This window comes from Pseudomonas phenolilytica (assembly GCF_021432765.1).
GTDB classification, from domain to species: domain Bacteria; phylum Pseudomonadota; class Gammaproteobacteria; order Pseudomonadales; family Pseudomonadaceae; genus Stutzerimonas; species Stutzerimonas phenolilytica.
In genome coordinates, this window is sequence record NZ_CP058908.1 from 1895371 (window position 1) to 1919222 (window position 23852).

Below are 23852 nucleotides of genomic sequence, written 5' to 3' on the forward strand. Positions count from 1 at the left end.
GCGGCAGCACTGCTGTCGAAGCTCCAGTTCCCGACGCGGAAGCGTTTACCATAGGCGGCCTCTTCACCAACGAGTCCGCCCATGTTCCCTGTCGTCGTCCAGACCCTGAGCGTCACCGCCCCGGTATTCGCCATGCTGTTTCTTGGCGTGGTGCTCCGGCGCGTCGGCTGGATCGATGCAGCGTTCGTCAACACAGCCTCGGCGTTGGTGTTCAAGGGCACCATGCCGACCCTGATGTTCATCTCGATCCTCAAGGCCGACCTGAACACCGCCCTGCAGCCGGCCTTGCTCGGCTACTTCGTGCTGGCGACCATCGCCACGTTCGCCTTGGCCTGGGGTTGGGCAATCTGGCGCTGTCCGCGGGTGGAGCGCGGAGTCTATGTGCAGGGCGCGTTTCGCGGTAACAACGGCATCGTCGGCTTGGCACTGGCAGCCAGCCTGTACGGCGACTACGGCCTGTCCGCCGGCAGTGTGCTGGCGGGCGTGGTGATCCTGCTCTACAACAGCCTGTCGGCGTTGATCCTGGCACTCTACAGCGCAGGTGCGCGGCCCGATGCGCGCGCGATTCTCATCAGCATCGCGCGCAACCCGCTGATCATCGGGGTCGTTTCGGCCATTCCGTTCGCCTACTGGCAGGTCGCATTGCCGGGCTGGCTGATGACGTCCGGTCAGTACTTCGCGCAGATGACGCTGCCATTGGCACTGATCTGTATTGGCGCGACGTTGTCGCTGGCGGCGTTACGCGACAGTAGCGGGATCGCCCTGAGTTCGAGCCTGATGAAAATGGTCTGGCTGCCGCTTATGGCTACGCTCGGCGCCTGGGCATGCGGATTCCGGGGGGCCGAATTGGGCATCCTGTTCCTCTATTTCGCCAGCCCGACGGCGGCGGCGAGCTTCGTGATGGCGCGCGCGGTTGATGCCAACCATCAGCTGGCTGCCACCATCATCGTCATCACCACTCTGATGGCCGCCCTGAGCATCAATGCCGGCCTGTTCCTGCTCGGCGGGCTCGGCTGGATCTAGCGCGACAGCGCGTGACGCCGTGATCGTGATCGAACAGGTGGCGATCGCGCTAATCGCCCAACAGAGCGCAGAACATTATCGTGGCGTTGTTGCCGGCGCTTGCGCCAGCACCGCTGGCGGGCGCAGCGGCCGGGCGGCAGCGGTTCAGCGCTGCAGCTTCCAGGCGCGAGCGCCGATCACCAGCAGCGTGATCAGGGTCAGCGGCAGAACGAACCACAGCATGGCCTGACTGAACATGGCCAGCCCCGGTGCGTCGGTGCTGTGCATGATCAGCCAGGAGGTGTAGATCACGTAATAGGCGAAGAATAGCGCGCCTTCCCAGCGGCGAATGCAGTAGCCGGCGAAGAAGATCGGCAGGCACGCGGCCGCCACGGCGATCATCACCGGGTAGTCGAAGGCGATGGCGTTGCCCGAGACGCCGATGGGCGTCGGCGAAACCAGCGAGGCGAGGCCGAGCACCGCCAGCAGGTTGAAGATGTTGCTGCCGACCACGTTGCCCACGGCGATATCGCGCTCGCCCTTGATGGCGGCGATGACCGAAGTGGCGACCTCCGGTAGCGAGGTGCCGGCGGCAATGATGGTCAGGCCGATCACCAACTCGGACAGCCCTAGCGCCTTGGCCAGCGTGACCGCCGCGTCCACCAGCAGGCTGGAGCCCTGCACCAGCAGCACCAGACCAATGGCGATGAACAGCAGATGGCGCAGGCTGGCGAAGCGTCCGGCCGGTTCGTGCAGGCCGTATTCGTCTTCAAATTCCTGATTCTCGTTGTTGCGCGACTTCAGGCTGCTGACGATCAGGAAGCCGGTGTACGTCAGAACTCCGCCGAACAGCAGCACGCCATCCAGGCGCCCGTACTGCTGGTCCATCGCGAGAAACCAGGCCAGCAGGCTGGCGCCGATCATGATCGGCACGTCGAAACGGATCAGCTGGCGCGACACCAGCATCGGGGTGATCAGCGCCGAGAGGCCGAGGATGAATAGCACGTTGAAGATGTTGCTGCCGATCACGTTGCCCACCGCGATATCGCCCTGACCGGACACCGTCGATTGCACGCTGACCGCCATCTCCGGCGCGCTGGTGCCGAAGGCCACGACCGTCAGGCCGATGATCAGCGGCGAAATCCCGAACTGCGCGGCCAGCCGCGCCGCGCCGCGCACCAGCAATTCGGCGCCGGCAACCAGCAGCACCAGGCCGGCGAACAGGTAGACGAAGGTCATCAGGGTCACGGAACACACTCCATAGGTGGAAAGGCGGTTAGCGCTGCCGGCGCCAGGCGCGCATGGCGATCAACGCCAGCGTAACGGCAGTCAGGGGGAAGGCAAACCAGAGCATGGCGACGCGCAGGCGTTCAAGGTCGCCCAGGCCGGTGGCGAACATCACCAGATACAGGCTGTAGGCCAGGTAGTAGGCCACGAACAGCAGCCCTTCCCAGCGATTGATGCGATAGCCGGAGAAGAAGATCGGCAGGCAGGCAACGAATACCGCGAGCATTACCGGGAAATCGAATGCCAGTGCATTCGGTGAGATCGACAGGCCGTCGCCCGCCAGCGCGGCACTGGCGCCCAGCACCAGCAGCAGATTGAAGATGCAGCTGCCCACCACATTGCCGACCGCGATGTCTCGCTCGCCCTTGAACGCCGCCAGCAGCGAGGTCGCCAGTTCCGGCAGCGAGGTGCCGACTGCGACGACGGTCAGACCGATCACCAGCTCGGAAAGACCGAAGGCGCGCGCCAGCTCCACCGCGCCGACGATCAGCAGATGAGCGCCGGCCACCAGCAAGCCGATGCCAACGATCACCCGCAGCAGTTGCACGGGCCAGGCCCCGGGCTGCGAATGGAATACCGCGACGAACTCATCGGGACCGGCGCCGGGGCGCTGACGGCGAGCGGCACGAATGAGCAGCGCCGTATAAACAGCCAAGCAGGCGAGCAGCACAGCGCCTTCGCCGCGGCCGACACGACCGTCCCAGGCCAGCGTATAGACCAGCAGCCCCGCGCCGAGCATCAGCGGCACGTCCAGGCGGATCAGCTGGCGGGAAACCCGCAGCGGCGCGATCAGCGCGCAGAGTCCGAGGATCAACAGGATGTTGGCGATGTTGCTGCCGATCACGTTGCCGACCGCGATATCGCCGCTGCCGGCGAGTGCCGCCTCGAGGCTGACCGCGGTTTCCGGTGCGCTGGTTCCGAAGGCGACCACCGTCAGGCCGATTACCAGCGGCGGGATGCCGAGGCGCGCCGCCAGCTGCGTCGCGCCACGGACCAGACTGCCGGCTCCGAAGGTCAGCAGAATCAGGCCGGCAAGCAGATAGGCAAGGGTGAGCAATGTCATGTGGGTGGCGTGCAATGGGCCGGCGGCGGCGTGCTGGCGCCGCGAAGATAGGGCCCGTAGCCGCGTGGCGCGCTCATTCGACGGTTTCGATCCGCACGGCCACCACGCCCCGCTCGATCATGCCGAGCTGCTGTGCGGCGGCGCGCGAGAGATCGATGATGCGGCCACGGCGAAACGGGCCTCGATCATTGATGCGCACCGTGACCTTGCGGCCGTTGGCCAGGTTGGTCACCTGCACTCGCGTGCCGAACGGCAGCGAGCGATGGGCGGCGACCAGCGCGTTCTGGTCGTGACGCTCGCCGCTGGCGGTTCGCTGGCCGTGGTGCATCCGCGCATAGTAGGACGCCTTGCCCTGCTGGCTGAAGCCGCGCTCCACCGGCGCCTGCGGAGCTGCCGGTGCGCGCTGTCGCTCGGCGCAGCCGGTGACTAACGCGAGCAACAGTAGCGGGGCAAGCAGGCGTACGAGGTGCATGAACGATCCGTTCCTTGAAGAATTCTGCCAGTCGCAACCGGGTGCTGGCGCGTCGCGCGCACCGATCGCGAGCGGCCGGCTCGACCAGACGGCGCTCCGCGCGCGGCCGGTCGGGAGAGCCAGCTGCGCGGGACTTAGCCTTCGAGTTTCTTCTTCAGCAGTTGGTTCACCTGGCCGGGGTTGGCCTTGCCCTTGGACGCCTTCATCGCCTGGCCGACGAAGAAGCCGAACATCTTGCCGCGCTTGGCTTCATCGCTGGCGCGGTACTGCTCGACCTGTTCCGCATTGGCCGCCAGCACTTCGTCGAGCATCGCCTCGATGGCGCCGCTGTCGGTAACCTGCTTGAGGCCCTTTTTCTCGATGACTTCGTCGGCATTCTCGCCTTCGCCGGCCGCGAGGGCTTCGAAGACCATTTTGGCGATCTTGCCGGAGATGGTGTCGTCCTTGATGCGCAGGATCAGACCGCCAAGCTGCGCGGCGGACACCGGCGACTGTTCGATCTCCAGGCCGTCCTTGTTGAGCAGGCTGGACAGCTCGCCCATCACCCAGTTGGCCGCCAGTTTGGCGTCACCGCAGACCTGTTGCACGGCCTCGAAGTAGTCGGCCAGTTCGCGACTGGCGGAGAGCACCGAGGCGTCATAGGTGGACAGGCCGAACTGGCTCTCGAAACGTGCGCGCTTCTCGCCCGGCAGTTCCGGCAGCTCGCCGCGCACCTGCTCGATGAAGCTCTCTTCCAGCACCACCGGCAGCAGATCGGGGCAGGGGAAGTAGCGGTAGTCGTTGGCTTCTTCCTTGCTGCGCATCGAACGGGTTTCGTCCTTATTCGGGTCGTACAGGCGAGTTTCCTGCACCACCTTGCCGCCGTCCTCGATCAGCTCGATCTGCCGCTGCACCTCGTGGTTGATGGCCTTCTCGATGAAGCGGAACGAGTTGACGTTCTTGATCTCGGCGCGGGTGCCGAACTCGATCTGGCCTTTCGGCCGCACCGACACGTTGCAGTCGCAGCGCAGCGAGCCTTCGGCCATGTTGCCGTCGCAGATGCCGAGATAACGCACCAGCGCGTGGATGGCCTTGACGTAAGCCACCGCCTCCTTGGCCGAGCGGATGTCCGGTTCGGAAACGATCTCCAGCAGCGGCGTGCCGGCGCGGTTGAGGTCGATCCCGCTCATGCCGTGGAAGTCTTCGTGCAGGCTCTTGCCGGCGTCCTCTTCCAGGTGGGCGCGGGTGATGCCGATGCGCTTGACCGTGCCGTCTTCCAGGGTGATGTCCAGATGGCCCTTGCCAACCACGGGATGATCCATCTGGCTGGTCTGGTAACCCTTGGGCAGGTCCGGATAGAAGTAGTTCTTGCGCGCGAACACGTTGGTGCGGCCCAGTTCGGCGTCGATCGCCAGGCCGAACTTCACCGCCATTCGCACGGCTTCTTCATTCAATACCGGCAGGGTGCCGGGCATGCCGAGATCGACCAGGCTCGCCTGGGTGTTCGGCTCGGCGCCGAAGGTAGTGGCGCTGCCGGAGAAGATCTTCGACTGGGTGCTGAGCTGGGCGTGGATTTCCAGCCCGATCACGGTTTCCCATTGCATGTGTATCGTCCTCAGAATCCGGCCGGAGTGCGGGTGTGCCAGTCGGCGACCTGCTGGTACTGGTGCGCCACGTTGAGCAGGCGCGCTTCCTGGAAGTACGGCGCCAACAGCTGCACGCCCACCGGCAGGCCGTCGATGAAGCCGGCCGGCATGGACAGGCCGGGGATGCCGGCGAGGTTGGCGGTGATGGTGTAGATATCTTCCAGGTAAGCCGAGACCGGATCGGCGTTCTTCTCACCGAGCTTCCAGGCCAGGTTCGGCGTGGTCGGGCCGAGAATCACGTCGACCTCGCCGAAGGCGCTGACGAAGTCGTTCTTGATCAGCCGGCGGATGCGCTGTGCCTTGAGGTAATAGGCGTCGTAGTAGCCGGCCGACAGCGCGTAGGTGCCGACCATGATGCGGCGTTTGACCTCGGCGCCGAAGCCTTCGCCGCGCGAGCGCTTGTACAGGTCTTCGAGGTTGACCGGGTTCTCGCAGCGATAGCCGAAGCGCACGCCGTCGAAACGCGACAGGTTGGAGCTGGCCTCGGCGGGCGCGATGACGTAATAGGCCGGAATCGCGTGCTGCAGGTTCGGTAGGCTGATGTCCTTGACCGTGGCGCCGAGCTTCTTCAGCTCTTCGACCACCGCCAGCACGGCATCGGCGATGCGGCTGTCGAGGCCTGCGCCGAAGTATTCCTTCGGCAGACCGATACGCAGGCCAGTCAGCGGCTGGCTCAGCGTCGCCAGGTAGTCGTCCACCGGCGCGTCGACGCAGGTCGAATCCTTCGGGTCGAAGCCGGCGATGGCGCCGAGCATCAGTGCGCAGTCTTCGGCGGTACGCGCCAACGGGCCGCCCTGATCGAGGCTGGATGCATAGGCGATCATGCCCCAACGCGAGACGCGACCGTAGGTCGGCTTGATGCCGGTGAGGTTGGTCAGCGCCGCCGGCTGGCGGATCGAGCCGCCGGTGTCGGTGCCGGTCGCGGCCGGAACCAAACCAGCGGCCACCGCAGCGGCCGAACCGCCGGAAGAACCGCCGGGCACGCGGGAAGTGTCCCAAGGGTTCTTCACCGCGCCGAAATGGCTGGATTCGTTGGCCGAGCCCATGGCGAACTCGTCCATGTTCAGCTTGCCGAGGCTGACCGCGCCGGCTGCGGCCAGCTTCGCGACCACGGTGGCGTCGTAGGGCGCCTGGAAGTTGTGTAGGATCTTCGACCCGCAGGTGGTCAGCACGCCCTCGGTGCAGAACAGATCCTTGTGCGCTATCGGTGCGCCGAGCAGGGCGCCGTTTTCGCCGGCGGCGCGGCGTGCGTCGGCAGCCTGCGCCTGGCTGCGCGCCCGCTCGGCGGTGACGGTGATGAAGCTGTTGAGCTGCGGGTCGAGCTGGGCGATGCGCGCCAGCAGGGCGTCGCTCAGTTCGACGGCAGAGAAGTCCTTGGCGGCCAGGCCGCGGGCAATTTGTGCCAGAGTCAGTCGATGCATCACTCGATCACCTTGGGAACCAGATAGAGACCGTTTTCCACGGCCGGGGCTATGGCCTGGTACTCGTCGCGGTGGTTGGTTTCGGTCACCTGATCGGCGCGCAGGCGCTGGGTGGCTTCCAGCGGATGGGCCAGCGGCTCGACGCCGGTGGTGTCGACGGCCTGCATGCGGTCGATCAGGCCGAGGATGTTGTTGAGGGTCTCGGTGGTGCGCGGCAGATCGCCTTCATCCAGACCCAGGCGGGCCAGGTGAGCGATCTTTTCCACTTCGCAGCGTTCAAGCGCCATCGCAGGTCTCCAGCGGAAAACGAATCGGGTTGCCATCCGTCGGCCGGCCGACGGAACGCTGGCGGCATGAGCCGCGGCAAGAGGGGGCTTCGAGCCCGGAAAAGCGGTTGATCTTACATGCACAGGGCGCTTCCCGGTAGCGCGTCTGCAGCGCCGAGCATGGCGACGATGGCCTGCCAATTGCGCGCAATGGTGCACGTCTGGCGGCTGTGGGGCGGATTCGCGCCTTGCCCTAACTTGGCACCATTGTTAGAGTTTGCGGCACTTTTTTCCCCACGCGTTTGCCCCAGGGCCCTTTCCCAATGTTCAAGAAACTGCGTGGCATGTTTTCCAGTGATCTGTCGATCGACCTGGGCACTGCCAATACCCTCATCTATGTGCGCGATCGCGGCATCGTTCTCGACGAGCCCTCGGTAGTCGCTATCCGCAGCCACGGCAACCAGAAAAGCGTGGTGGCCGTAGGCACCGAGGCCAAGCGCATGCTCGGCCGCACCCCGGGCAACATTTCCGCGATTCGGCCGATGAAGGATGGCGTGATCGCCGATTTCAGCGTCTGCGAGAAGATGCTGCAGTACTTCATCAATAAGGTGCACGAGAACAGCTTCCTGCAGCCCAGCCCGCGTGTATTGATCTGCGTGCCGTGCAAATCGACCCAGGTCGAGCGCCGGGCGATCCGCGAGTCTGCATTGGGCGCCGGCGCGCGTGAAGTCTTCCTGATCGAAGAGCCGATGGCGGCTGCGATCGGCGCCGGTCTGCCGGTGGACGAGGCGCGTGGCTCGATGGTCGTCGACATTGGAGGCGGTACCACCGAGATTGCATTGATTTCCCTCAACGGCGTGGTCTACGCCGAGTCGGTGCGGGTTGGCGGCGATCGCTTCGATGAGGCCATCGTTACATACGTACGCCGCAACTACGGCAGCCTGATCGGCGAATCGACCGCCGAGCGTATCAAGCAGGAAATCGGCACCGCCTTCCCGGGTGGCGAGATCCGCGAGGTTGACGTACGTGGCCGCAACCTGGCCGAGGGCGTGCCGCGCAGCTTCACGCTGAACTCCAACGAAGTGCTCGAGGCGCTGCAGGAGTCGCTGGCGACCATCGTCCAGGCGGTCAAGAGCGCGCTGGAGCAGTCGCCGCCGGAGCTGGCTTCTGATATCGCCGAGCGTGGTTTGGTGCTGACCGGTGGCGGTGCACTGCTGCGTGATCTCGACAAGCTGTTGTCGCAGGAAACCGGCCTGCCGGTGATCGTTGCCGAGGAGCCGCTGACCTGCGTGGCGCGTGGTGGCGGTCGTGCGCTGGAAATGATGGATCGTCACGCCATGGACCTGCTCTCCACCGAGTGAGCCATAGGCGGCAGTAACCGATGCGGCGAGCCGAAGGCCGAGCCCGACTCTGCTTTCGGCTCGCCGCGTTCAGTTTGTAGCAGGTAGTTTCGAGGGCTTCACGATCAAACCGCTATTTGCCAAGGGACCTTCGCTCGGCGTGCGCCTGCTGGTGTTCGCCGTGCTCTGTGTCGCGCTGATGGTGGTGGATGCACGTTTCGATTCCCTCAAACCCGTGCGTAGCCAGATGGGGCTGGTGCTGACCCCGTTCTACTGGCTGGCCGATCTGCCGGTGCGTGCTTGGAAGGGCGCCACCGAGCAGATCAGCAGCAGCAGCAGCTTGGTCGCGGAGAACGAGAAGCTCAAGGCCGAGGCGCTGCTGCTGCAACGCCGCCTGCAGAAGTTGGCGACGCTCACCGAGCAGAACGTGCGGCTGCGTGAGTTGCTCAATTCCGCGGCGCTGGTCGACGACAGGGTGATAGTTGCCGAGCTGATCGGACTGGACCCCAATCCGTTTACCCACCGGATCCTGATCGACAAGGGCAGCCAGGACGGTGTCTTCGTCGGCCAGCCGGTACTCGATGCCAATGGTCTGATGGGGCAAGTGGTGGAAGTGATGCCGTATGCGGCGCGGGTGCTGTTGCTGACCGACGTTACGCATAGCATTCCGGTGCAGGTGAATCGTAACGGCCTGCGCGCGATCGCGGCCGGCACTGGCGATTCGGAGTATCTGGAGCTGCGCCATGTCGCCGAAACGGCGGATATAAAGGAAGGTGATCTGCTGGTCAGTTCCGGCCTCGGCCAGCGCTTCCCCAGCGGCTACCCGGTGGCGCAGGTGAAGGAAGTGGTGCGCGACTCGGGACAACCCTTCGCCATCGTCCGCGCGGTGCCCACCGCCATGCTCAATCGCAGTCGCTACCTGTTGCTGGTTTTCAGTGACTCGCGCAGCCCCGAGGAGCGTGCCGCTGCGGCTGCCGAGGCGCAGGCCAGCGCCGATCGTCAGGCGGCCGAGCGTGCCGAGAAGACCGCCGATCAGTCCGAGGTTAAAGCGCAAGCCGCGCCGGCCGGCGACAGCCAGCCTGCCGTGCCAGCGGAACCGAGTGCCGATGAGGTGCGGCCATGATTGCCGGGCGTGCGCACAACGGCTGGGTAATCTGGCTGTCGCTGCTGGTGGCCCTGCTGCTCAGCATCGCGCCGATGCCGGCGAGCACCGAGCTGGCTCGGCCGCTTTGGCTCGGCCTGGTGATTGCGTTCTGGTCGCTGGCATTGCCGCATCGCGGTGGCATGGGGCTGGCATTCGTCTTTGGTCTGATGCTGGATGTGCTGGCCGGTACACTGCTCGGGCAGAACGGCCTGCCGCTGATCCTGATCGCCTTCCTCGTGCTGAGCCTGCAGCAACGGCTGCGTATGTTCCCGCTGTGGCAGCAGAGCATGGTGTTGCTGGTCGTTCTCGGATTGGCGCAGCTGGTGCAGTTGTGGCTGAACACCCTGACCGGCAATCGGCCGCCGACGCTCATCTTCCTCGTACCGGTGCCCATCAGCGCCTTGCTCTGGCCCTGGATTTTCGTCGTGCTGCACTGGCTGCGTCGTCGTTTCGACGTCAACTGAGCCCGGCACAGTAACCTTCCGCCGCCGCGGCATTCGGGCAGGCGTTCGACCAAGGCCCGCATTGAACCCCGCTTGGTTTTCTGAAATCATGCCGCCTTCATGGCGCTGGGCCATCATTTGCGTATGGTCCAGGGCTACTTCGATACGGCGCAGACAGAACGCGGGCGAGTGGCTATGGATGCTGAGGTTTTGGTGAGTTCCCGCAGAATGCGGTCGTGGCTGGCAGGCGGCGGCGCCCTGGCGATCCTGCTGCTGGTCGGGGGCGGCTATAGCCAGGCCGAAAGCGCCGCACCGACCGCTACGGGCTCCGCCTTGCAGTCATCTGTCGGTACGGCGCAGGCCGAGATGACGCGTGAGGAGCAGCTGAACCGCAAGCAGCGCGAGCTGGAGGCGGCCGGGCAGGAGAAGCAGCAGCTGCAGGAGCGGCTTCGTAGCGAGAAGGGCTCGCTGGATTCCGCCCTGCTGCAGCTTGCCAGCGCCAAGTCGCTGATCCACCAGGAGATCGAAGACTTCCTCAAACAACCAGCCGGCCAGGAACGCCTGGACGGACTGCTTGCCGACTACCGACGTGGCTCTGAGGCTGAGCAGGCCGCGCGGCAGCGCGTGCAGGCGGCCGAAGAGGAGTTGGGGCGGCAGCATCTGAAATACGCTCAGCTCACCCGTGAAGTGGAGCGCCTGACCGCGCTGCTGGCGTCCGAGGCGCGCGAGCGCAACGCCAAGAAGGTTCAGGCCATTGCCAGACGCCTGGAACGTACCCTGCATTTCAACGAGTCGGTGTCGTTCCGCTGTTCGACCAGCAAGAGCATGGCGGCCTGCCTGGCCGAGCATCGCAACGACAGCCGCATGTCGCAGTGGGTGCAGGAGCGTTACCAGCGCGTGTTGGGTGAGGAGCTGCGCGACGAGATCGACAGCCTGCAGCTGGATCCGAACTGGTATTCCTACCGCGCCAGGGCAGATTTCTCCGAAGCGAGCATGAACCTGGATGGCACGGTCAGTGCCGAAGTGACCATCGAGGCGGCGATCAAGCCGAAGAAGGTCATGCCCTGCGCCATCCTCGGCGTGAGCAGCGAACTGTGCGATGCGCGCAGCTATTCGCTGATCGTGCGCAGCAACCGCTTCAACGATCAGGTGCGTATCAACGACCAGGTTCACGGCGCGACGCCGGTGTCGTTGATCCTCGAGAGCGGCGAGTACGATGTGCAGGTGACGCATGAAGGCGTCACCCAGACGCGCAAGCTGTCGCTGGACGACGATCGCGTCGTCAATTTCCGCTTCTGATTTTCGCGCGCCCGGCCGATTCCGGCCGGGCCATTCGCTTCCCTGATACCGGCGCGTGTGCGACCCTTTCCTGCATTTCTCGACAGGGTCCGCAATGAGCAGCTTGTATCTCGCCTCGGCGTCGCCGCGACGTCGTGAACTCCTGCAACAGATCGGTGTGCCGTTTTCCCTCCTGGCGGTGAGCGTCGACGAGACGCCGCTGCCCGACGAGGCGGCCGAGGACTACGTCCGGCGCGTGGCGCTGGACAAGGCCCGCGCCGGGCTTGCCGTCCTGCCTGACGCGAATGCCTGCGTGCTTGCCGCCGATACCAGCGTGGTGCTGGATCAGCGCATTCTCGGCAAACCGGCGGATCGGGCCGATGGACTGGCCATGCTGGCCGCGCTGTCCGGGCGCAGCCATCGCGTGCTGACCGCCATTGTGCTGGCGAACCGATGCGCCTGCGAGGTGCGCCTGGTCGACAGCGAGGTCGAGTTTCGCTCCATCGATGCGTCGGAGGCGCAAGCCTACTGGGACAGTGGTGAGCCGCGAGACAAGGCGGGCGGCTATGCCATTCAAGGTTGGGGGGCGGTGTTCGTCAGCCAGCTGCACGGCAGCTATTCGGCGGTGGTTGGCCTGCCATTGTGCGAAACGGCGCAGCTGCTCGACCGCTTCGGATTGCCGCGCTGGAGCAAAAGCGCCGGTTAGAGCCTGTGGCTGCGGCGTTTATGTCGTTAGAATCGGCGCAGACCTGACAGCTGCGGCTGCTTCAAATCCGCTTTTCGGCCGAGAAAAACGACAATGAGCGAAGAGATCCTGATGAACATCACCCCCATGGAATCGCGGGTCGCGGTGGTGGAGAACGGCGTCCTGCAGGAGGTGCACGTCGAGCGCACCCAGCGCCGCGGCATTGTCGGCAACATCTACAAGGGCAAGGTGGTGCGGGTGCTGCCGGGCATGCAGGCGGCGTTCGTCGATATCGGCCTGGATCGCGCGGCGTTCATCCACGCTTCGGAGATTTCAGCGCGCGAAGGCAACGCCGTCGAACCGATCAGTGCCCTGGTGCACGACGGCCAGAGCCTGGTGGTGCAAGTCACCAAGGACCCGATCGGCACCAAGGGCGCGCGGCTGACCACGCAGCTATCGATTCCGTCGCGCTACCTGGTCTACATGCCGCGCACCAGCCACGTCGGCATCTCCCTGCGGATCGAGGAGGAGGCCGAACGCGAACGGCTCAAGCAAATCGTCGCCGAATGCGTTGCCGCCGAAGGGATCGAAGAGGCCGGCGGGTTCATTCTGCGCACGGCTGCCGAGGGGGCCGGGCGCGACGAGATTCTCATGGATATCCGCTACCTGCGCCGGCTGTGGGAACAGATCGCCGGGCAGATGAAGACCGCCACGGCGCCTTCGCTGATCTACGAGGACCTGACGCTGGCGATGCGCACGCTGCGCGATCTGGTCAACCCGCGCATCGAGAAGATCCGCATCGATTCGCGGGAGAACTTTCAGAAGGTCAGCCAGTTCGTTGGCGAGCTGATGCCCGAGCTGCGCGATCGTCTCGAACACTACCCGGGCGAACGGCCGATCTTCGACCTCTACGGCGTCGAGGATGAGATCCAGAAGGCGCTGGAGCGCAAGGTGATGCTCAAGTCCGGCGGCTACCTGATCATCGACCCGGCCGAGGCGATGACCACCATCGACGTCAATACCGGCGCCTTCGTGGGCCATCGGACGCTGGAAGAAACCATCTTCAAGACCAATCTGGAGTCCGCTACGGCGATCGCCCGCCAGCTGCGTCTGCGCAATATCGGCGGCATCATCATCATCGACTTCATCGACATGGAAGACGAGGAGCATCGTCGCCAAGTGCTGCGTACGCTGGAAAAACAGCTCGAACGCGACCACGCCAAGACCAACATCATCGGTATCACCGAGCTCGGCCTGGTACAGATGACCCGCAAGCGCACCCGCGAAAGTCTTGAGCAGGTGCTTTGCGAGCCCTGCGCCAGCTGCCAGGGGCGCGGCAAGCTGAAGACCCCGGAAACCGTCTGCTACGAGATCTTTCGCGAGATTCTGCGTGAGGCCCGTGCCTACCAGCCGGAAGGTTATCGGGTGCTGGCCAATCAGAAGGTCATCGACCGGCTGCTCGACGAGGAATCGGGCAACGTCGCCGATCTGGAAAGCTTCATCGGCCGCTCGATCAAGTTCCAGGTCGAGAGCATGTATTCGCAGGAACAGTACGACGTGGTGCTGCTCTGAGCCGAATGCACGTCAGGCCTGAGCCGCGGAGCGCTGCCGGATGAATCGCCTCGCCCGTTTTCTCGCCGTGCTGCTGCGCCAGTCGCTGTCGATTGCGGCGCTGGGGCTGGTCGTCGCGGCGCTGTATGTCAGCCTGGGCCGGCAACTGGTGCCGCTGGTCGCCGAATATCGTCTGCAGGCGCAAGACAAAGCCGCCGAGCTGCTGGCAATGCCGGTCCAGCTGGGACGCCTCGAAGGGCGCTGGCAAGGCCTGGCGCCGCAGCTGCTGGCGCACGATGTGCTGCTGGGCGAGGGCGCGGCGGCGATGCACCTGGAGCGACTGGTGGTGGTGCCGGATATCGCGGCCAGCCTATGGGCGCGCGAGTTACGCCTGGCGACGCTGCGTTTCGAGGGTGTGCGCCTGAGTCTGACGCAGGATGCCGATGGCCGTTGGCGAGTCGAAGGACTGCCGGCGCAAGACGAGCATTCGCCCTCCGATCCCGCCAAGCTCCTGCGCTCGCTGCAGAAGATTCGCGCGCTGGTGCTGCTCGACAGCCAGCTGACCGTGGAGCCCTTTGGTGAGGCGCCACTGACGCTGACTTACGCCAATCTCAGCCTGCAAAGCGATGGCGGAAACCTGCGCCTGGACGGGCGCACTGTATTGCCCGATGGCCAGCCGCTGGCGCTGCAGGCTCGGGCGCAGGTGCAGCCCGAGCGCTGGCGGCAGGCAGCGCTCGACGTATATCTGAGCCTGCCGCAGAGCGACTGGGCGGCCTGGCTGCCGAAGAAGCTGACCGCCGACTGGCGGCTCGACCGCGTGCGGGCTGGTGGCGAGGCTTGGCTCAGCTGGCGGCAGGAGCACCTCGCGCGAGCGGTGCTGCGCCTGGATGCGCCGCGGGTCGAAGCGGCTTATGGCGAACGCCCGGTGCAAGGGCTCGACGATCTGGCTTTGACCGCCTATGCCGAGCGCACCGAGCGTGGCTATCGGCTGCTGATCGATGAGCTCGCCTTCAATCTGGGCGACGCGCGCTGGGGCGAGGCGCGCCTGCTTGTCGAGCACGACGAACACAGCAACAGTTGGCAGCTGCAGGCCGATCGTCTGGGAATCGCGCCGCTGGCGACCCTGACGCAAGCGCTGGCGCCATTGCCGGAAAGCGCCGCGCAGATTCTTGTCGACCTCGCGCCACGCGGTACGCTGCGTGCGCTGCAGGCCCACTATCGCCCCGGATTGACCGGCGCCGAGCGACTGCAGTTCGCTGCGCAGCTCGATCAGGTGACGATCGGCGCGCACCACTGGATCCCCGCGGCCGAACATGTCAGCGGCAGCATCCAAGGCGATCTCGCTGGCGGCGAGGTGCGCATCGACAGCCAGGATTTCGCCCTGCATCTGGCGCCACTGTTCCCCCAGCCTTGGCGTTACCGCCAGGCGCAGGGGCGGCTGCGCTGGAGCCTGGATGAGCAGGCCTTCACCCTGGTGGCGCCCTATCTGAGGCTGGACGGCGAGGAAGGTCAGCTGGCCGGTGACTTCCTCATCCGTCTGAATCGAGACCCGGCCGTCGAGGACTACATGGACCTGCGCGTCGGCCTCACGCAGGGCGATGCGCGCTACACGGAGAAATACCTGCCGACCCGTTCGCCGGCGCTGAGTCCGGCGCTCAGCGAATGGCTGCACACGGCAATTCGCGGCGGCGCCATCGAACAGGGCTATTTCCAGTACCAGGGCAGTCTGCACAAGGACGCCGTCGACGGCGCGCGCAGCATTAGCCTGTATTTCAAGGTGCGCGATGCCGAGCTGGCCTATCAGCCGGGCTGGCCCGCGCTGCGCGAAGGGCGTGGCGAGGTGCTGATCGAGGACAGTGGCGTGCGCGTGCGGCTCGCCGAGGGCCGCATTCTCGACAGCCGCGTGCAGAACGCCACGGCCGAAATTCCGCATGCCGCCCCTGGACAGAAGCCGCGTCTGGCGATCAACGGACAATTGCAGAGCAGTGTCGGTGACGGACTGAAGATCCTGCGCGAGGCGCCGCTAGGTGCCGCCGAAATTTTCGCCGGCTGGCAGGGCGAGGGTGAGCTGGACGGCTCGCTGGCGCTGCTGATCCCACTGGCCAAGGGCGAGCCGCCACACGTCCTGGTCGATTTCGCCAGCCGCGCGGCGACGCTGCGCATGGCCAGTCCCGAGCTGGACTTCGCCCAGCTCTCCGGGCAGTTCCGCTATGACACCGATGCCGGCTTCAGCGCCCGCGACATCCGCGCGCAGCTGTTCGGGCGGTCAGTGCGGGGCAGTGCCGTGGCGACCGGCGACCGGCGCAATCCGGCGACGCGCATCGAAGCGCAGGGCGATATCGCCCTGCAGCGTCTGGCGTCCTGGCTGGGGCTGCCGCGACCGCTGCCCGCCAGCGGCGAACTGCCCTATCAGCTACGTCTGGATCTGGCCGGCGCGGATAGCCGCCTGCAGCTCGACTCTTCGCTGGCCGGGCTGGCCATCGAGCTGCCGGCACCCTTCGGCAAGCCGGCTGGCGAACGGCGCGACACCACCCTGCGCATGACGCTGCAGGGCGCCGAGCGTCGCTACGCCGTGCAGCATGGCGAGCTCGCGTCCCTGAACTTCGCGGCGCCGGCGAGCGACTGGCAGGCCGGGCGTGGTGAATTGCGGCTCGGCTCCGGCGCGGCGGCACTGCCGACAGCGCGCGGTCTGCGCGTGCGCGGGCGGCTGGAGCAGCTCGACTGGCAGGCGTGGCAGAGCGTGCGCGAGCGCTATCTGCCGGCCGGCGGTGGCGCGACGACGGTTCCGCTGCTGCGCGAAGCACAGCTGGATATCGGCCGTTTCGATGGTTTCGGTACGCGCATCGACGCGCTTGCTGTCGGACTGCGCCGTACGACCGAGGCCTGGACGCTCAACCTGGGCAGCGATCTGATCAGCGGGGCGGTACAGCTACCGGATGCCGAGGGCGCGCCGCTCGTGGCGGATCTGCAGCGTCTGCGCCTGCCAGTCGCCGAATCCGCTACCGAGCCGGCGCAGCGTAGCGATCCGTTGGCCGATGTCGATCCGACGCGTCTGCCGGCGATGGACATCACCGTCGCCGAGGTGGTGCAGGGCGAGGCGCCGCTGGGTCGCTGGGCGCTGAAGATGCGCCCGGTAGCCAATGGCGTGGCGTTCTCGGCGTTGGATCTGAATCTGAAAGGCTTGCGCATCGAGGGCGCCGGCGAGTGGCGCGCCGGGCGCAGCGCGTTCAAGGGGCGGCTGTCCGGTGGCAACCTGGCGGATGTGCTGTTGGCGTGGGGCTTTGCACCCTCGACCACCAGCGAGCGTTTCCGCATGGATGTCGATGGCAGCTGGCCGGGTTCGCCGGCCTGGTTCGGCCTGGCGCGCTTCTCCGGGAACATGCAGCCGCGGCTGCGCAATGGCCAGTTTGTCGAGGTCGAAGGGAGCGCGCAGGCGTTGCGGGTATTCGGTCTACTCAATTTCAACTCGATCGGTCGCCGGCTACGCCTGGATTTCTCCGATCTGTTCGGCAAGGGGCTGAGTTACGACCGCATGGGCGGCGAGCTGCAGGCCAGCGACGGAATCTACCGCACCCGCGAGCCGATCACCGTGACCGGGCCATCGAGCAATCTTGAGCTCAATGGCACGCTGGACATGGTGAATGATCGCATCGATGCGAAACTGCTGGTCACGCTACCGGTGAGCAACAACCTGCCGCTGGCAGCGTTGATTGTCGGCGCGCCGGCGGTCGGCGGTGCGTTGTTCGTGGTCGATAAGTTGCTGGGCGACAAGGTTGCCCGGTTCGCCAGCGTTCAGTACAACGTCGAGGGTCCCTGGCAATCGCCGCAGATCAGCTTCGACAAGCCATTCGAGAAGCCCAATTGAGGTGGCTGCGCGTTAGCGTTGCCAACGGTTCTTTCTTTGCATTATCGGTGTTCATTCCATGTCGCTCGCGGTCATTCAGATGGTCAGCCAGGCCGATGTCGAGGCCAACCTGCGCAGCGCGCGGGCTCTGCTCGAACAGGCCGCGGCAGCCGGTGCGCGGCTTGCGGTGCTGCCGGAAAACTTCGCGGCGATGGGCCGTAGCGATCTGCCGACGCTCGGCCGTGCCGAGGCGGCAGGCGAGGGGCCGATCCTGCCGTGGTTGAAACAGACCGCGCGCGACCTCAGGTTATGGATCGTGGCCGGAACGCTACCGTTGCCGCCGGACGATCACCCGCAGGCGCGACCGCACGCCTGTTCGCTTTTGTTCGACGAGCATGGGCAGCGGGTCGCGCGTTACGACAAGCTGCACCTGTTCGATGTGGACGTCGCGGATACTCGCGGTCGCTACCGTGAGTCGGACGACTACGCGCCGGGCGATGCGCTGGTGGTGGTCGATACGCCGCTCGGGCGGCTGGGGATGACGGTCTGTTACGACCTGCGCTTTCCCGAGCTGTACACGGCGCTGCGGCTGGCCGGTGCCGAGCTGATCAGCGCGCCTTCGGCGTTCACCGCGGTGACCGGCGCGGCGCACTGGCAAACGCTGGTGCGCGCCCGGGCCATCGAGACGCAGTGCTATATGCTGGCTGCGGCGCAGGGTGGTGCTCATCCCGGCGGCCGGCTGACCCACGGTCATTCGTCTATCGTTGACCCTTGGGGGCGCATTCTGTGCGAGCAGGCCGATGGCGAGGCTGCATTGACGGCCCGGCGCGACGCCGCGGAGCAATTGGCCATTCGCCAGCGCATGCCGCTGACCGGCCACCGACGATTTGAAGTGCCGTGCCTGGTCACGGCGAGTTTGGAGTGACTATGAGTGAACTGCTGTTGCCCGCCGTCGAGCGGCTTCTGACCCCCGGCGGCCTGGGCATTGATGACCTGCCTGTGCTGCTGGCGGAACTCGCCGGGCCGGGTATCGACGCGGCCGATCTGTATTTTCAGGACCAGGTCAGCGAGTCCTGGGTGCTGGAGGATGGCATCGTCAAGGAGGGCGGCTTCCACCTGGAGCAGGGCGTTGGTGTTCGCGCGTTGTCCGGCGAGAAGACCGGCTTCGCCTACAGCAATGCGATCACCGCCGAGGCGCTGCGCCAGGCGGCGCAGGCAGCTCGTTCGATTGCCCGTAGCGGCCAACAGGGCAGCGTGCAGGTGCTGTCGCGGGCGGCCTTTGCGTCGCTGTACAGCCAGGATAATCCACTGGACGGGTTGAGCCGGGCGGAAAAGGTCGAGCTGCTCAAGCGCATCGATGTCGCCACGCGAGCGCTCGACCCGCGCATCAAGCAGGTTACGGTGAGTCTGGCCGGCGTCTGGGAACACATTCTGGTTGCCGGTATGGATGGCGGCATGGCGGCCGATGTCAGGCCGCTGGTGCGTTTCAACGTCAGCGTGATCGTCGAACAGAACGGTCGCCGCGAGCGGGGCGGTCAGGGCGGCGGCGGACGGCTGGGTTATCAGTATTTCCTCAGCGAGGACCGCGCGATGGGCTATGCGCGCGAAGCGTTGCGCCAGGCACTGGTCAATCTCGAGGCGCAACCGGCACCTGCCGGCAGCCTGCCGGTGGTGCTCGGCCCGGGCTGGTCCGGTGTGCTGCTGCACGAGGCAGTCGGCCACGGACTGGAGGGAGACTTCAACCGCAAGGGCAGTTCGGCTTACAGCGGGCGTATCGGTCAGCAGGTGGCCTCGAAGCTGTGCACCATCGTCGACGACGGTACCCTGGCCGATCGGCGCGGCTCGCTTAGCGTGGATGACGAGGGCACGCCGACGCAGTGCACCACGCTGATCGAGAACGGCGTGCTCAAGGGTTACATCCAGGACAAGCTGAATGCGCGCCTGATGGGTGTGGCGCCCACCGGTAACGGCCGGCGCGAGTCCTATGCGCACCTGCCGATGCCGCGCATGACCAACACTTACATGCTGGCCGGCGAGAGCGATCCCGAAGAGATCATCCGTTCGGTCAAGCGCGGCCTCTACTGCGCCAGCCTCGGTGGCGGCCAAGTGGATATCACCAGCGGCAAGTTCGTGTTCTCCACCAGCGAGGCCTATCTGATCGAAGATGGACGGATCACGGCACCGGTCAAGGGCGCGACGCTGATCGGCAACGGCCCGGAGGTGATGACGCGGGTGTCGATGGTCGGTAACGATCTGGCGCTGGACAGCGGCGTCGGCACCTGTGGCAAGGATGGCCAGTCGGTGCCTGTGGGTGTCGGTCAGCCGACGTTGAAGATCGACGAGATCACCGTTGGCGGAACGGGCGCCTGAAGCCGCTTGAGGCGGCTGGACGGCGCGTGGCCTGGCTTATTTCAGCCCGCGCTTGGTTTCATCAAGGTCGCGGATGTATTTGAAGATCTTGCGGCTCGCCGCCGGCGGTTTGTTGTGCGCGGCCTCATGCTGGGCATGGCGGATCAGGCCGCGCAGGTGCTGGCGGTCGGTGTCGGGGTAATCGGTGACGAAGGCTTCCAGCGTTTCATCGTTGCCGGCGATCAGACGATCGCGCCAGCGCTCCAGGGCATGAAAGCGTTCGTTGTACTGGCGGGTGGAGGCGTCGAGTTGGTCGACCAGCGCCAGGATGGCGTCGATGTCCTGTCCACGCATCAGCTTGCCGATGTATTGGATGTGGCGTTTGCGGGCGATGTGTGCGGTGTGTTTAGGCGCATCGGCGAGCGCCTTGCGCAGCGCGTCGCTCAACGGCAGGCGCTCGATCAGGTCGGGCTTGAGTGTGGTCAGGCGTTCGCCCAGTTCCTGCAGCGCGTGCAGCTCGCGCTTGACCTGGGATTTGCTCTTCTCGTCGAAAACGCCGTCGTCGGAGTATTCAGGCATGGGGATGGTCCATTGGGAAATGCCGCCATGATAACAGCAGCCTTGCCGGGCCGGTTCTGCCGTCGGCGGGCTGAGTCACGATCGAATGCGGGGCTTGGGAGTTCTTATGAGTGAAGTAGAAGGCATCGGTCCGCAGGTTGAGCCGGGCTTGCGCGAGAAAGTCGAGCGCATCATCGAGGAAGCGCGTCGGCAGGGCGCCAGCGCCAGTGAGGTGTCGGTGTCGATGGAGCAGGGACTGTCGACCGCCGTGCGCCAGGGCGAAGTTGAAACCGTCGAGTTCAATCGCGATCAGGGCTTCGGCATTACGCTCTATGTCGGCCAGCGCAAGGGTTCCGCGAGCACCACTGGCAGCGGCGACGCAGCCATCCGCGAAACAGTGGCTGCCGCGCTGGCGATTGCGCGGCATGCGTCCGAGGACGAGTTTGCCGGACTTGCCGACGCTGCGCTGATGGCGCGCGAGCTTCCGGACCTGGACCTGTTCCATCCCTGGTCGGTTTCCCCTGAACAGGCGATCGAAACGGCGCTGCGCTGCGAAGAGGCGGCGTTCGCAGTCGATCCGCGCATCCGCAATGCTGACGGTACCAGCGTCAATACCCATCAGGGGTGCCGTGCCTACGGCAACAGCAACGGCTTCATCGGCAGCTACTGCAGCACGCGCCACAGCCTGAGTTGCGTGATGATTGCCGAGCATGCTGGGCAGATGCAGCGCGACTACTACTACGATGTCAGCCGTCGCGCCGATACATTGGCCGATCCGCTGAACATCGGGCGCCGTGCCGCGGAGCGTGCGGTCAGACGCCTGGGCGCGCGGCCGGTGCCAACTTGCGAGGTGCCGGTGCTATTTTCGGCCGATCTGGCGACCGGACTGTTCGGTCACTTTCTCGCCGCGATCTCCGGCAGCAATCTCTACCGCAAGGCGTCCTATTTGGAGAACGCCCTGGGGCAGACGCTTTTCCCCGAGTGGCTGAGCCTGGACGAGCGGCCGCACCTTGCGCAGGCGCTGGGCAGTGCGTCCTATGATGGCGATGGCCTGGCGACCTATGCCAAGCCCTTCGTGGAAAACGGTCAGCTGATTTCCTATGTGCTGGGAACCTATTCCGGACGCAAGCTGGGTCTGCCGAGCACCGCCAACGCGGGCGGCGTGCATAACCTGTTCGTCAGCCACGGCGAGGAAGACCAGGCCGCGCTGCTGCGGCGGATGGGGCGTGGCCTGCTGGTGACCGAGCTGATGGGGCAGGGGCTGAATCTGGTGACCGGTGATTATTCGCGTGGTGCCGGTGGCTACTGGGTGGAGAACGGCGAAATCCAGTTCCCGGTACAGGAGGTCACCATCGCCGGCAACCTGCGCGACATGTTCCGCCAGATCGTTGCCGTCGGCTGTGATACCGAGACTCGCAGCAATATCCGTACGGGCTCGGTGCTGATCGAGCGGATGACGGTCGCAGGGAAATAAACAGGGTGCCACGGTTGCCCTGACGAATGAGGGGGCGGAACGGCGAGTAGGAATAATCCTGCTCGCCGGGGCGCAAGGCCTATTCGCCTTCCTCGAAATAATCTTCGATCAGTGCGACCAGTGCGCCCAGGGCTGCCTCGTCTTCCTCGCCCTCGGTCTGTAGATGCAGGGCAGTGCCCTTGCTGGCAGCCAGCATCATGACCGCCATGATGTTCTTGCCATCTACCAGGGTGTCGGGGCAGCGTCCGACGCGAATGCTGCATGGATAACGGTTGGCTACGCCGACGAACTTGGCGGCCGCGCGGGCGTGCAGGCCGAGCTTGTTGATGATGGTGACGTCGCGGGCGGGCATGGGGTTGTTCGTCCTAGGCTAGGTCGCGGTGGCGAACCTGCAGATTCTTCAAAGGCGCCTTGAGCGCCTGGCCCAGGCGTTCGGCCAGGTAAACGGAACGGTGATGGCCGCCGGTGCAGCCGATGGCGACCGTGACGTAGGCGCGATTGCTGGCAGCGAAACGGGGCAGCCACTTGCTCAAGTAGCCGTGAATATCCTGGAACATCTCGTCAACATCCGGCTGCGCGGACAGGTAGTCGATGACCGGCTGATCGAGACCGGAATAGTCACGCAGCTCGGCCTTCCAGTAAGGGTTCGGCAGGCAGCGCACGTCGAACACCAGATCCGCATCTACCGGCATACCACGCTTGAAACCGAACGACTCGATGAGAAAGGCGGTGCCGGGCTCGGGTTGGTTGAGCAGGCGCAGTTTGAGCGTGTCGCGCAGCTGATAGAGATTCAGGTGCGTAGTGTCGATCTTGAGGTCGGCGTGGTCGATGATCGATGCAAGCAGCAACTCCTCATCGCGGATCGCCTCAGCTAGCGAGCGCTTGTCGTTGGTCAGCGGGTGGCGCCGACGGGTCTCCGAGAAACGCTTGAGCAGGGTTTCGTCATCGGCATCGAGGTAAATCACGTCGCAGTGGATATGTCGGGAGCGTACTTCGTCGAGCAGTTCGGGGAAGCGCTTGAGCTGACTCGGCAAGTTGCGTGCATCGATGGACACGGCGACCTGCGGCTGCAGCAGCTCGGTGTGAAGCAGGGCGCGTTCGGCCAGCTCCGGTAGCAGGCCGGCCGGGAGGTTGTCGATACAGTAGAAGCCGTTGTCCTCCAGCACGTCGAGGGCGGTGCTTTTTCCCGATCCGGAGCGGCCGCTGACGATGATCAGGCGCATCTACTGGCCGTTTTGCACATCGACCACAACCTGATAAAGGTCGTCGTTGGTGGGGGCCTGGCGCAGGCGTTGGCGGACGTCTTCGCGGTCGAGCATGCTGGCAATCTGGCGCAGCAGTTCGAGATGTTCATCCGTCGCCGCTTGCGGTACCAGCAAAACGAACAACAGATCGACCGGCGCACCATCGATGGCGTCGAAGTCCACCGGTGCCTCCAGGCGCAGCACAGCGCTGAGCGGCGAATTGCAGCCCGCCATGCGGCAGTGCGGAATGGCGATGCCATTGCCGAAACCGGTGGAACCGAGTTTTTCGCGGGCGATCAGGCTTTCGAAGATCGCCTGAGCATCGAGGTCGGGCAGGTCCTGCGCGATCACCTTGGCGATCTGCTCGAGGACGCGTTTCTTGCTGCCGCCTGGGACGTTCACCAGGGAACGCCCAGGGGTCAGGATGGATTCCAGTCGGATCATGATGCGAGTCAGCGAGCCACTACGCCCTGGGTGTGGTCGAGCTGCTTTTCCTTGTGCTTGATCAGCTGGCGATCGAGCTTGTCGACCAGCAGATCGATGGCGGCATACATATCTTCGTGCTCGGCATTGGCCACCACTTCGCGGCCGGCGATGTGCAGCGTGCCCTCGGCCTTCTGCTTGAGCTTTTCGACCTGCAGGATCACCTGGATGCTGATGATGCGATCGAAGTGGCGGGACAGCCGCTCGAATTTCTCCTCGACATAGCTACGCAGGGCGTCAGTCACTTCCAGATGAAGACCGCTGATGTTGATTTGCATACTGCTTCTCCTAATTGCCTGCTGCGAAGGTGGCCGGTACAGAAC

At 65.2% G+C, this 23852-nt stretch carries 22 protein-coding genes; 11 read left to right on the forward strand and 11 right to left on the reverse strand.

All coding sequences use genetic code 11. The features are described 5' to 3' along the window. Positions 1-81 precede the first annotated feature (81 nt). The gene (locus tag HU825_RS09070; RefSeq protein WP_234303343.1) at positions 82-1023 is read left to right on the forward strand and encodes an AEC family transporter; all 942 of its coding nucleotides are present in this window, start codon (positions 82-84) and stop codon (positions 1021-1023) included. Positions 1024-1167: 144 nt separating this feature from the next. Here HU825_RS09070 and HU825_RS09075 read toward each other — a convergent pair whose 3' ends face one another. The 6 genes from HU825_RS09075 to gatC form a co-directional block, all read right to left on the reverse strand. Continuing rightward, positions 1168-2250 (reverse strand): calcium/sodium antiporter, encoded by a 1083-nt coding sequence (locus HU825_RS09075; protein WP_043295778.1) that lies wholly within the window; start codon positions 2248-2250, stop codon positions 1168-1170. Between the two features lie 28 nt (positions 2251-2278). Next, positions 2279-3352 (reverse strand): calcium/sodium antiporter, encoded by a 1074-nt coding sequence (locus HU825_RS09080; RefSeq protein WP_234303344.1) that lies wholly within the window; start codon positions 3350-3352, stop codon positions 2279-2281. A 73-nt stretch (positions 3353-3425) separates the two neighbouring features. Then, complete coding sequence (locus tag HU825_RS09085; protein ID WP_054093563.1) at positions 3426-3824, reverse strand: septal ring lytic transglycosylase RlpA family protein; 399 nt, start codon at positions 3822-3824, stop codon at positions 3426-3428. 134 nt (positions 3825-3958) lie between these two features. Further along, a complete protein-coding gene (gatB, locus tag HU825_RS09090) occupies positions 3959-5407 on the reverse strand; it encodes an Asp-tRNA(Asn)/Glu-tRNA(Gln) amidotransferase subunit GatB (RefSeq protein ID WP_234303345.1) in 1449 nt (482 codons plus the stop codon). A gap of 11 nt (positions 5408-5418) precedes the next feature. Further along, positions 5419-6873, reverse strand: a complete 1455-nt coding sequence (gene gatA / locus HU825_RS09095) for an Asp-tRNA(Asn)/Glu-tRNA(Gln) amidotransferase subunit GatA (protein WP_234303346.1) — start codon at positions 6871-6873, stop codon at positions 5419-5421. After that, positions 6870-7157, reverse strand: coding sequence for an Asp-tRNA(Asn)/Glu-tRNA(Gln) amidotransferase subunit GatC (gene gatC / locus HU825_RS09100; RefSeq protein WP_054093566.1), 288 nt, complete (start codon positions 7155-7157; stop codon positions 6870-6872). The genes gatA and gatC overlap by 4 nt, the downstream gene beginning before the upstream one ends. 302 nt (positions 7158-7459) lie before the next feature. Here gatC and mreB point away from each other — a divergent pair, with 302 nt between their 5' ends. The 9 genes from mreB to tldD all read left to right on the forward strand — a co-directional run bounded on the left by mreB (position 7460) and on the right by tldD (position 19791). Next, positions 7460-8497: a rod shape-determining protein MreB gene (mreB, locus tag HU825_RS09105; RefSeq protein WP_008567329.1), complete on the forward strand. Its 1038-nt coding sequence runs from the start codon at positions 7460-7462 to the stop codon at positions 8495-8497. A 151-nt stretch (positions 8498-8648) separates the two neighbouring features. Continuing rightward, positions 8649-9599 carry a rod shape-determining protein MreC gene (gene mreC / locus HU825_RS09110; RefSeq protein ID WP_431978472.1) on the forward strand — a complete coding sequence of 317 codons (951 nt, stop codon included), beginning with the start codon at positions 8649-8651 and terminating at the stop codon, positions 9597-9599. Next, on the forward strand, positions 9596-10084 hold the full coding sequence (gene mreD / locus HU825_RS09115) for a rod shape-determining protein MreD (RefSeq protein WP_008567325.1): 489 nt from the start codon (positions 9596-9598) through the stop codon (positions 10082-10084). Before mreC ends, mreD begins: the two co-directional genes overlap by 4 nt. A gap of 207 nt (positions 10085-10291) precedes the next feature. Continuing rightward, on the forward strand, positions 10292-11362 hold the full coding sequence (locus HU825_RS09120) for a PEGA domain-containing protein (RefSeq protein ID WP_156716292.1): 1071 nt from the start codon (positions 10292-10294) through the stop codon (positions 11360-11362). 94 nt (positions 11363-11456) lie between these two features. Next, complete coding sequence (locus tag HU825_RS09125) at positions 11457-12047, forward strand: Maf family protein (protein ID WP_156716293.1); 591 nt, start codon at positions 11457-11459, stop codon at positions 12045-12047. A gap of 93 nt (positions 12048-12140) precedes the next feature. Further along, positions 12141-13598, forward strand: a complete 1458-nt coding sequence (gene rng, locus HU825_RS09130; RefSeq protein ID WP_043295785.1) for a ribonuclease G — start codon at positions 12141-12143, stop codon at positions 13596-13598. A gap of 40 nt (positions 13599-13638) precedes the next feature. Continuing rightward, a complete protein-coding gene (locus HU825_RS09135; protein ID WP_234303347.1) occupies positions 13639-17442 on the forward strand; it encodes a YhdP family protein in 3804 nt (1267 codons plus the stop codon). Between the two features lie 58 nt (positions 17443-17500). Further along, entirely contained in the window at positions 17501-18346 is an 846-nt protein-coding gene (locus HU825_RS09140; RefSeq protein ID WP_077683681.1) for a carbon-nitrogen hydrolase family protein, read from the forward strand. Between the two features lie 2 nt (positions 18347-18348). Further along, on the forward strand, positions 18349-19791 hold the full coding sequence (gene tldD / locus HU825_RS09145) for a metalloprotease TldD (RefSeq protein ID WP_234303348.1): 1443 nt from the start codon (positions 18349-18351) through the stop codon (positions 19789-19791). A gap of 36 nt (positions 19792-19827) precedes the next feature. Here the strand turns inward: tldD and yjgA are convergent, their stop codons facing one another. Next, a complete protein-coding gene (gene yjgA, locus HU825_RS09150; protein ID WP_054093572.1) occupies positions 19828-20349 on the reverse strand; it encodes a ribosome biogenesis factor YjgA in 522 nt (173 codons plus the stop codon). A 106-nt stretch (positions 20350-20455) separates the two neighbouring features. Between yjgA and pmbA the strand changes: the two genes are divergently transcribed. Then, the gene (gene pmbA, locus HU825_RS09155; RefSeq protein ID WP_054093573.1) at positions 20456-21802 is read left to right on the forward strand and encodes a metalloprotease PmbA; all 1347 of its coding nucleotides are present in this window, start codon (positions 20456-20458) and stop codon (positions 21800-21802) included. Positions 21803-21881: 79 nt separating this feature from the next. Here pmbA and HU825_RS09160 read toward each other — a convergent pair whose 3' ends face one another. Genes HU825_RS09160 through hpf form a run of 4 tightly spaced genes read right to left on the reverse strand, consistent with a single transcriptional unit; the run spans position 21882 to position 23807 of the window. Continuing rightward, entirely contained in the window at positions 21882-22154 is a 273-nt protein-coding gene (locus HU825_RS09160) for an HPr family phosphocarrier protein (RefSeq protein ID WP_054093574.1), read from the reverse strand. 13 nt (positions 22155-22167) lie between these two features. Next, a complete protein-coding gene (gene rapZ / locus HU825_RS09165) occupies positions 22168-23025 on the reverse strand; it encodes an RNase adapter RapZ (RefSeq protein ID WP_043295792.1) in 858 nt (285 codons plus the stop codon). Further along, positions 23026-23490 carry a PTS IIA-like nitrogen regulatory protein PtsN gene (gene ptsN / locus HU825_RS09170; protein WP_043295793.1) on the reverse strand — a complete coding sequence of 155 codons (465 nt, stop codon included), beginning with the start codon at positions 23488-23490 and terminating at the stop codon, positions 23026-23028. 8 nt (positions 23491-23498) lie between these two features. Then, positions 23499-23807, reverse strand: a complete 309-nt coding sequence (gene hpf / locus HU825_RS09175; RefSeq protein WP_008567313.1) for a ribosome hibernation-promoting factor, HPF/YfiA family — start codon at positions 23805-23807, stop codon at positions 23499-23501. Positions 23808-23852: the final 45 nt, after the last annotated feature.

Coding starts and splice junctions, on each gene's coding strand:
- HU825_RS09070 (WP_234303343.1), top strand. CDS start 82: ATGTTCCCTGTCGTCGTCCAGACCCTGAGCGTCACCGCCCCGGTATTC.
- HU825_RS09080 (WP_234303344.1), bottom strand. CDS start 3,352: ATGACATTGCTCACCCTTGCCTATCTGCTTGCCGGCCTGATTCTGCTG.
- HU825_RS09085 (WP_054093563.1), bottom strand. CDS start 3,824: ATGCACCTCGTACGCCTGCTTGCCCCGCTACTGTTGCTCGCGTTAGTC.
- gatB (WP_234303345.1), bottom strand. CDS start 5,407: ATGCAATGGGAAACCGTGATCGGGCTGGAAATCCACGCCCAGCTCAGC.
- gatC (WP_054093566.1), bottom strand. CDS start 7,157: ATGGCGCTTGAACGCTGCGAAGTGGAAAAGATCGCTCACCTGGCCCGC.
- mreB (WP_008567329.1), top strand. CDS start 7,460: ATGTTCAAGAAACTGCGTGGCATGTTTTCCAGTGATCTGTCGATCGAC.
- mreD (WP_008567325.1), top strand. CDS start 9,596: ATGATTGCCGGGCGTGCGCACAACGGCTGGGTAATCTGGCTGTCGCTG.
- HU825_RS09120 (WP_156716292.1), top strand. CDS start 10,292: ATGCGGTCGTGGCTGGCAGGCGGCGGCGCCCTGGCGATCCTGCTGCTG.
- HU825_RS09125 (WP_156716293.1), top strand. CDS start 11,457: ATGAGCAGCTTGTATCTCGCCTCGGCGTCGCCGCGACGTCGTGAACTC.
- rng (WP_043295785.1), top strand. CDS start 12,141: ATGAGCGAAGAGATCCTGATGAACATCACCCCCATGGAATCGCGGGTC.
- HU825_RS09135 (WP_234303347.1), top strand. CDS start 13,639: ATGAATCGCCTCGCCCGTTTTCTCGCCGTGCTGCTGCGCCAGTCGCTG.
- HU825_RS09140 (WP_077683681.1), top strand. CDS start 17,501: ATGTCGCTCGCGGTCATTCAGATGGTCAGCCAGGCCGATGTCGAGGCC.
- tldD (WP_234303348.1), top strand. CDS start 18,349: ATGAGTGAACTGCTGTTGCCCGCCGTCGAGCGGCTTCTGACCCCCGGC.
- yjgA (WP_054093572.1), bottom strand. CDS start 20,349: ATGCCTGAATACTCCGACGACGGCGTTTTCGACGAGAAGAGCAAATCC.
- pmbA (WP_054093573.1), top strand. CDS start 20,456: ATGAGTGAAGTAGAAGGCATCGGTCCGCAGGTTGAGCCGGGCTTGCGC.
- HU825_RS09160 (WP_054093574.1), bottom strand. CDS start 22,154: ATGCCCGCCCGCGACGTCACCATCATCAACAAGCTCGGCCTGCACGCC.
- rapZ (WP_043295792.1), bottom strand. CDS start 23,025: ATGCGCCTGATCATCGTCAGCGGCCGCTCCGGATCGGGAAAAAGCACC.
- ptsN (WP_043295793.1), bottom strand. CDS start 23,490: ATGATCCGACTGGAATCCATCCTGACCCCTGGGCGTTCCCTGGTGAAC.
- hpf (WP_008567313.1), bottom strand. CDS start 23,807: ATGCAAATCAACATCAGCGGTCTTCATCTGGAAGTGACTGACGCCCTG.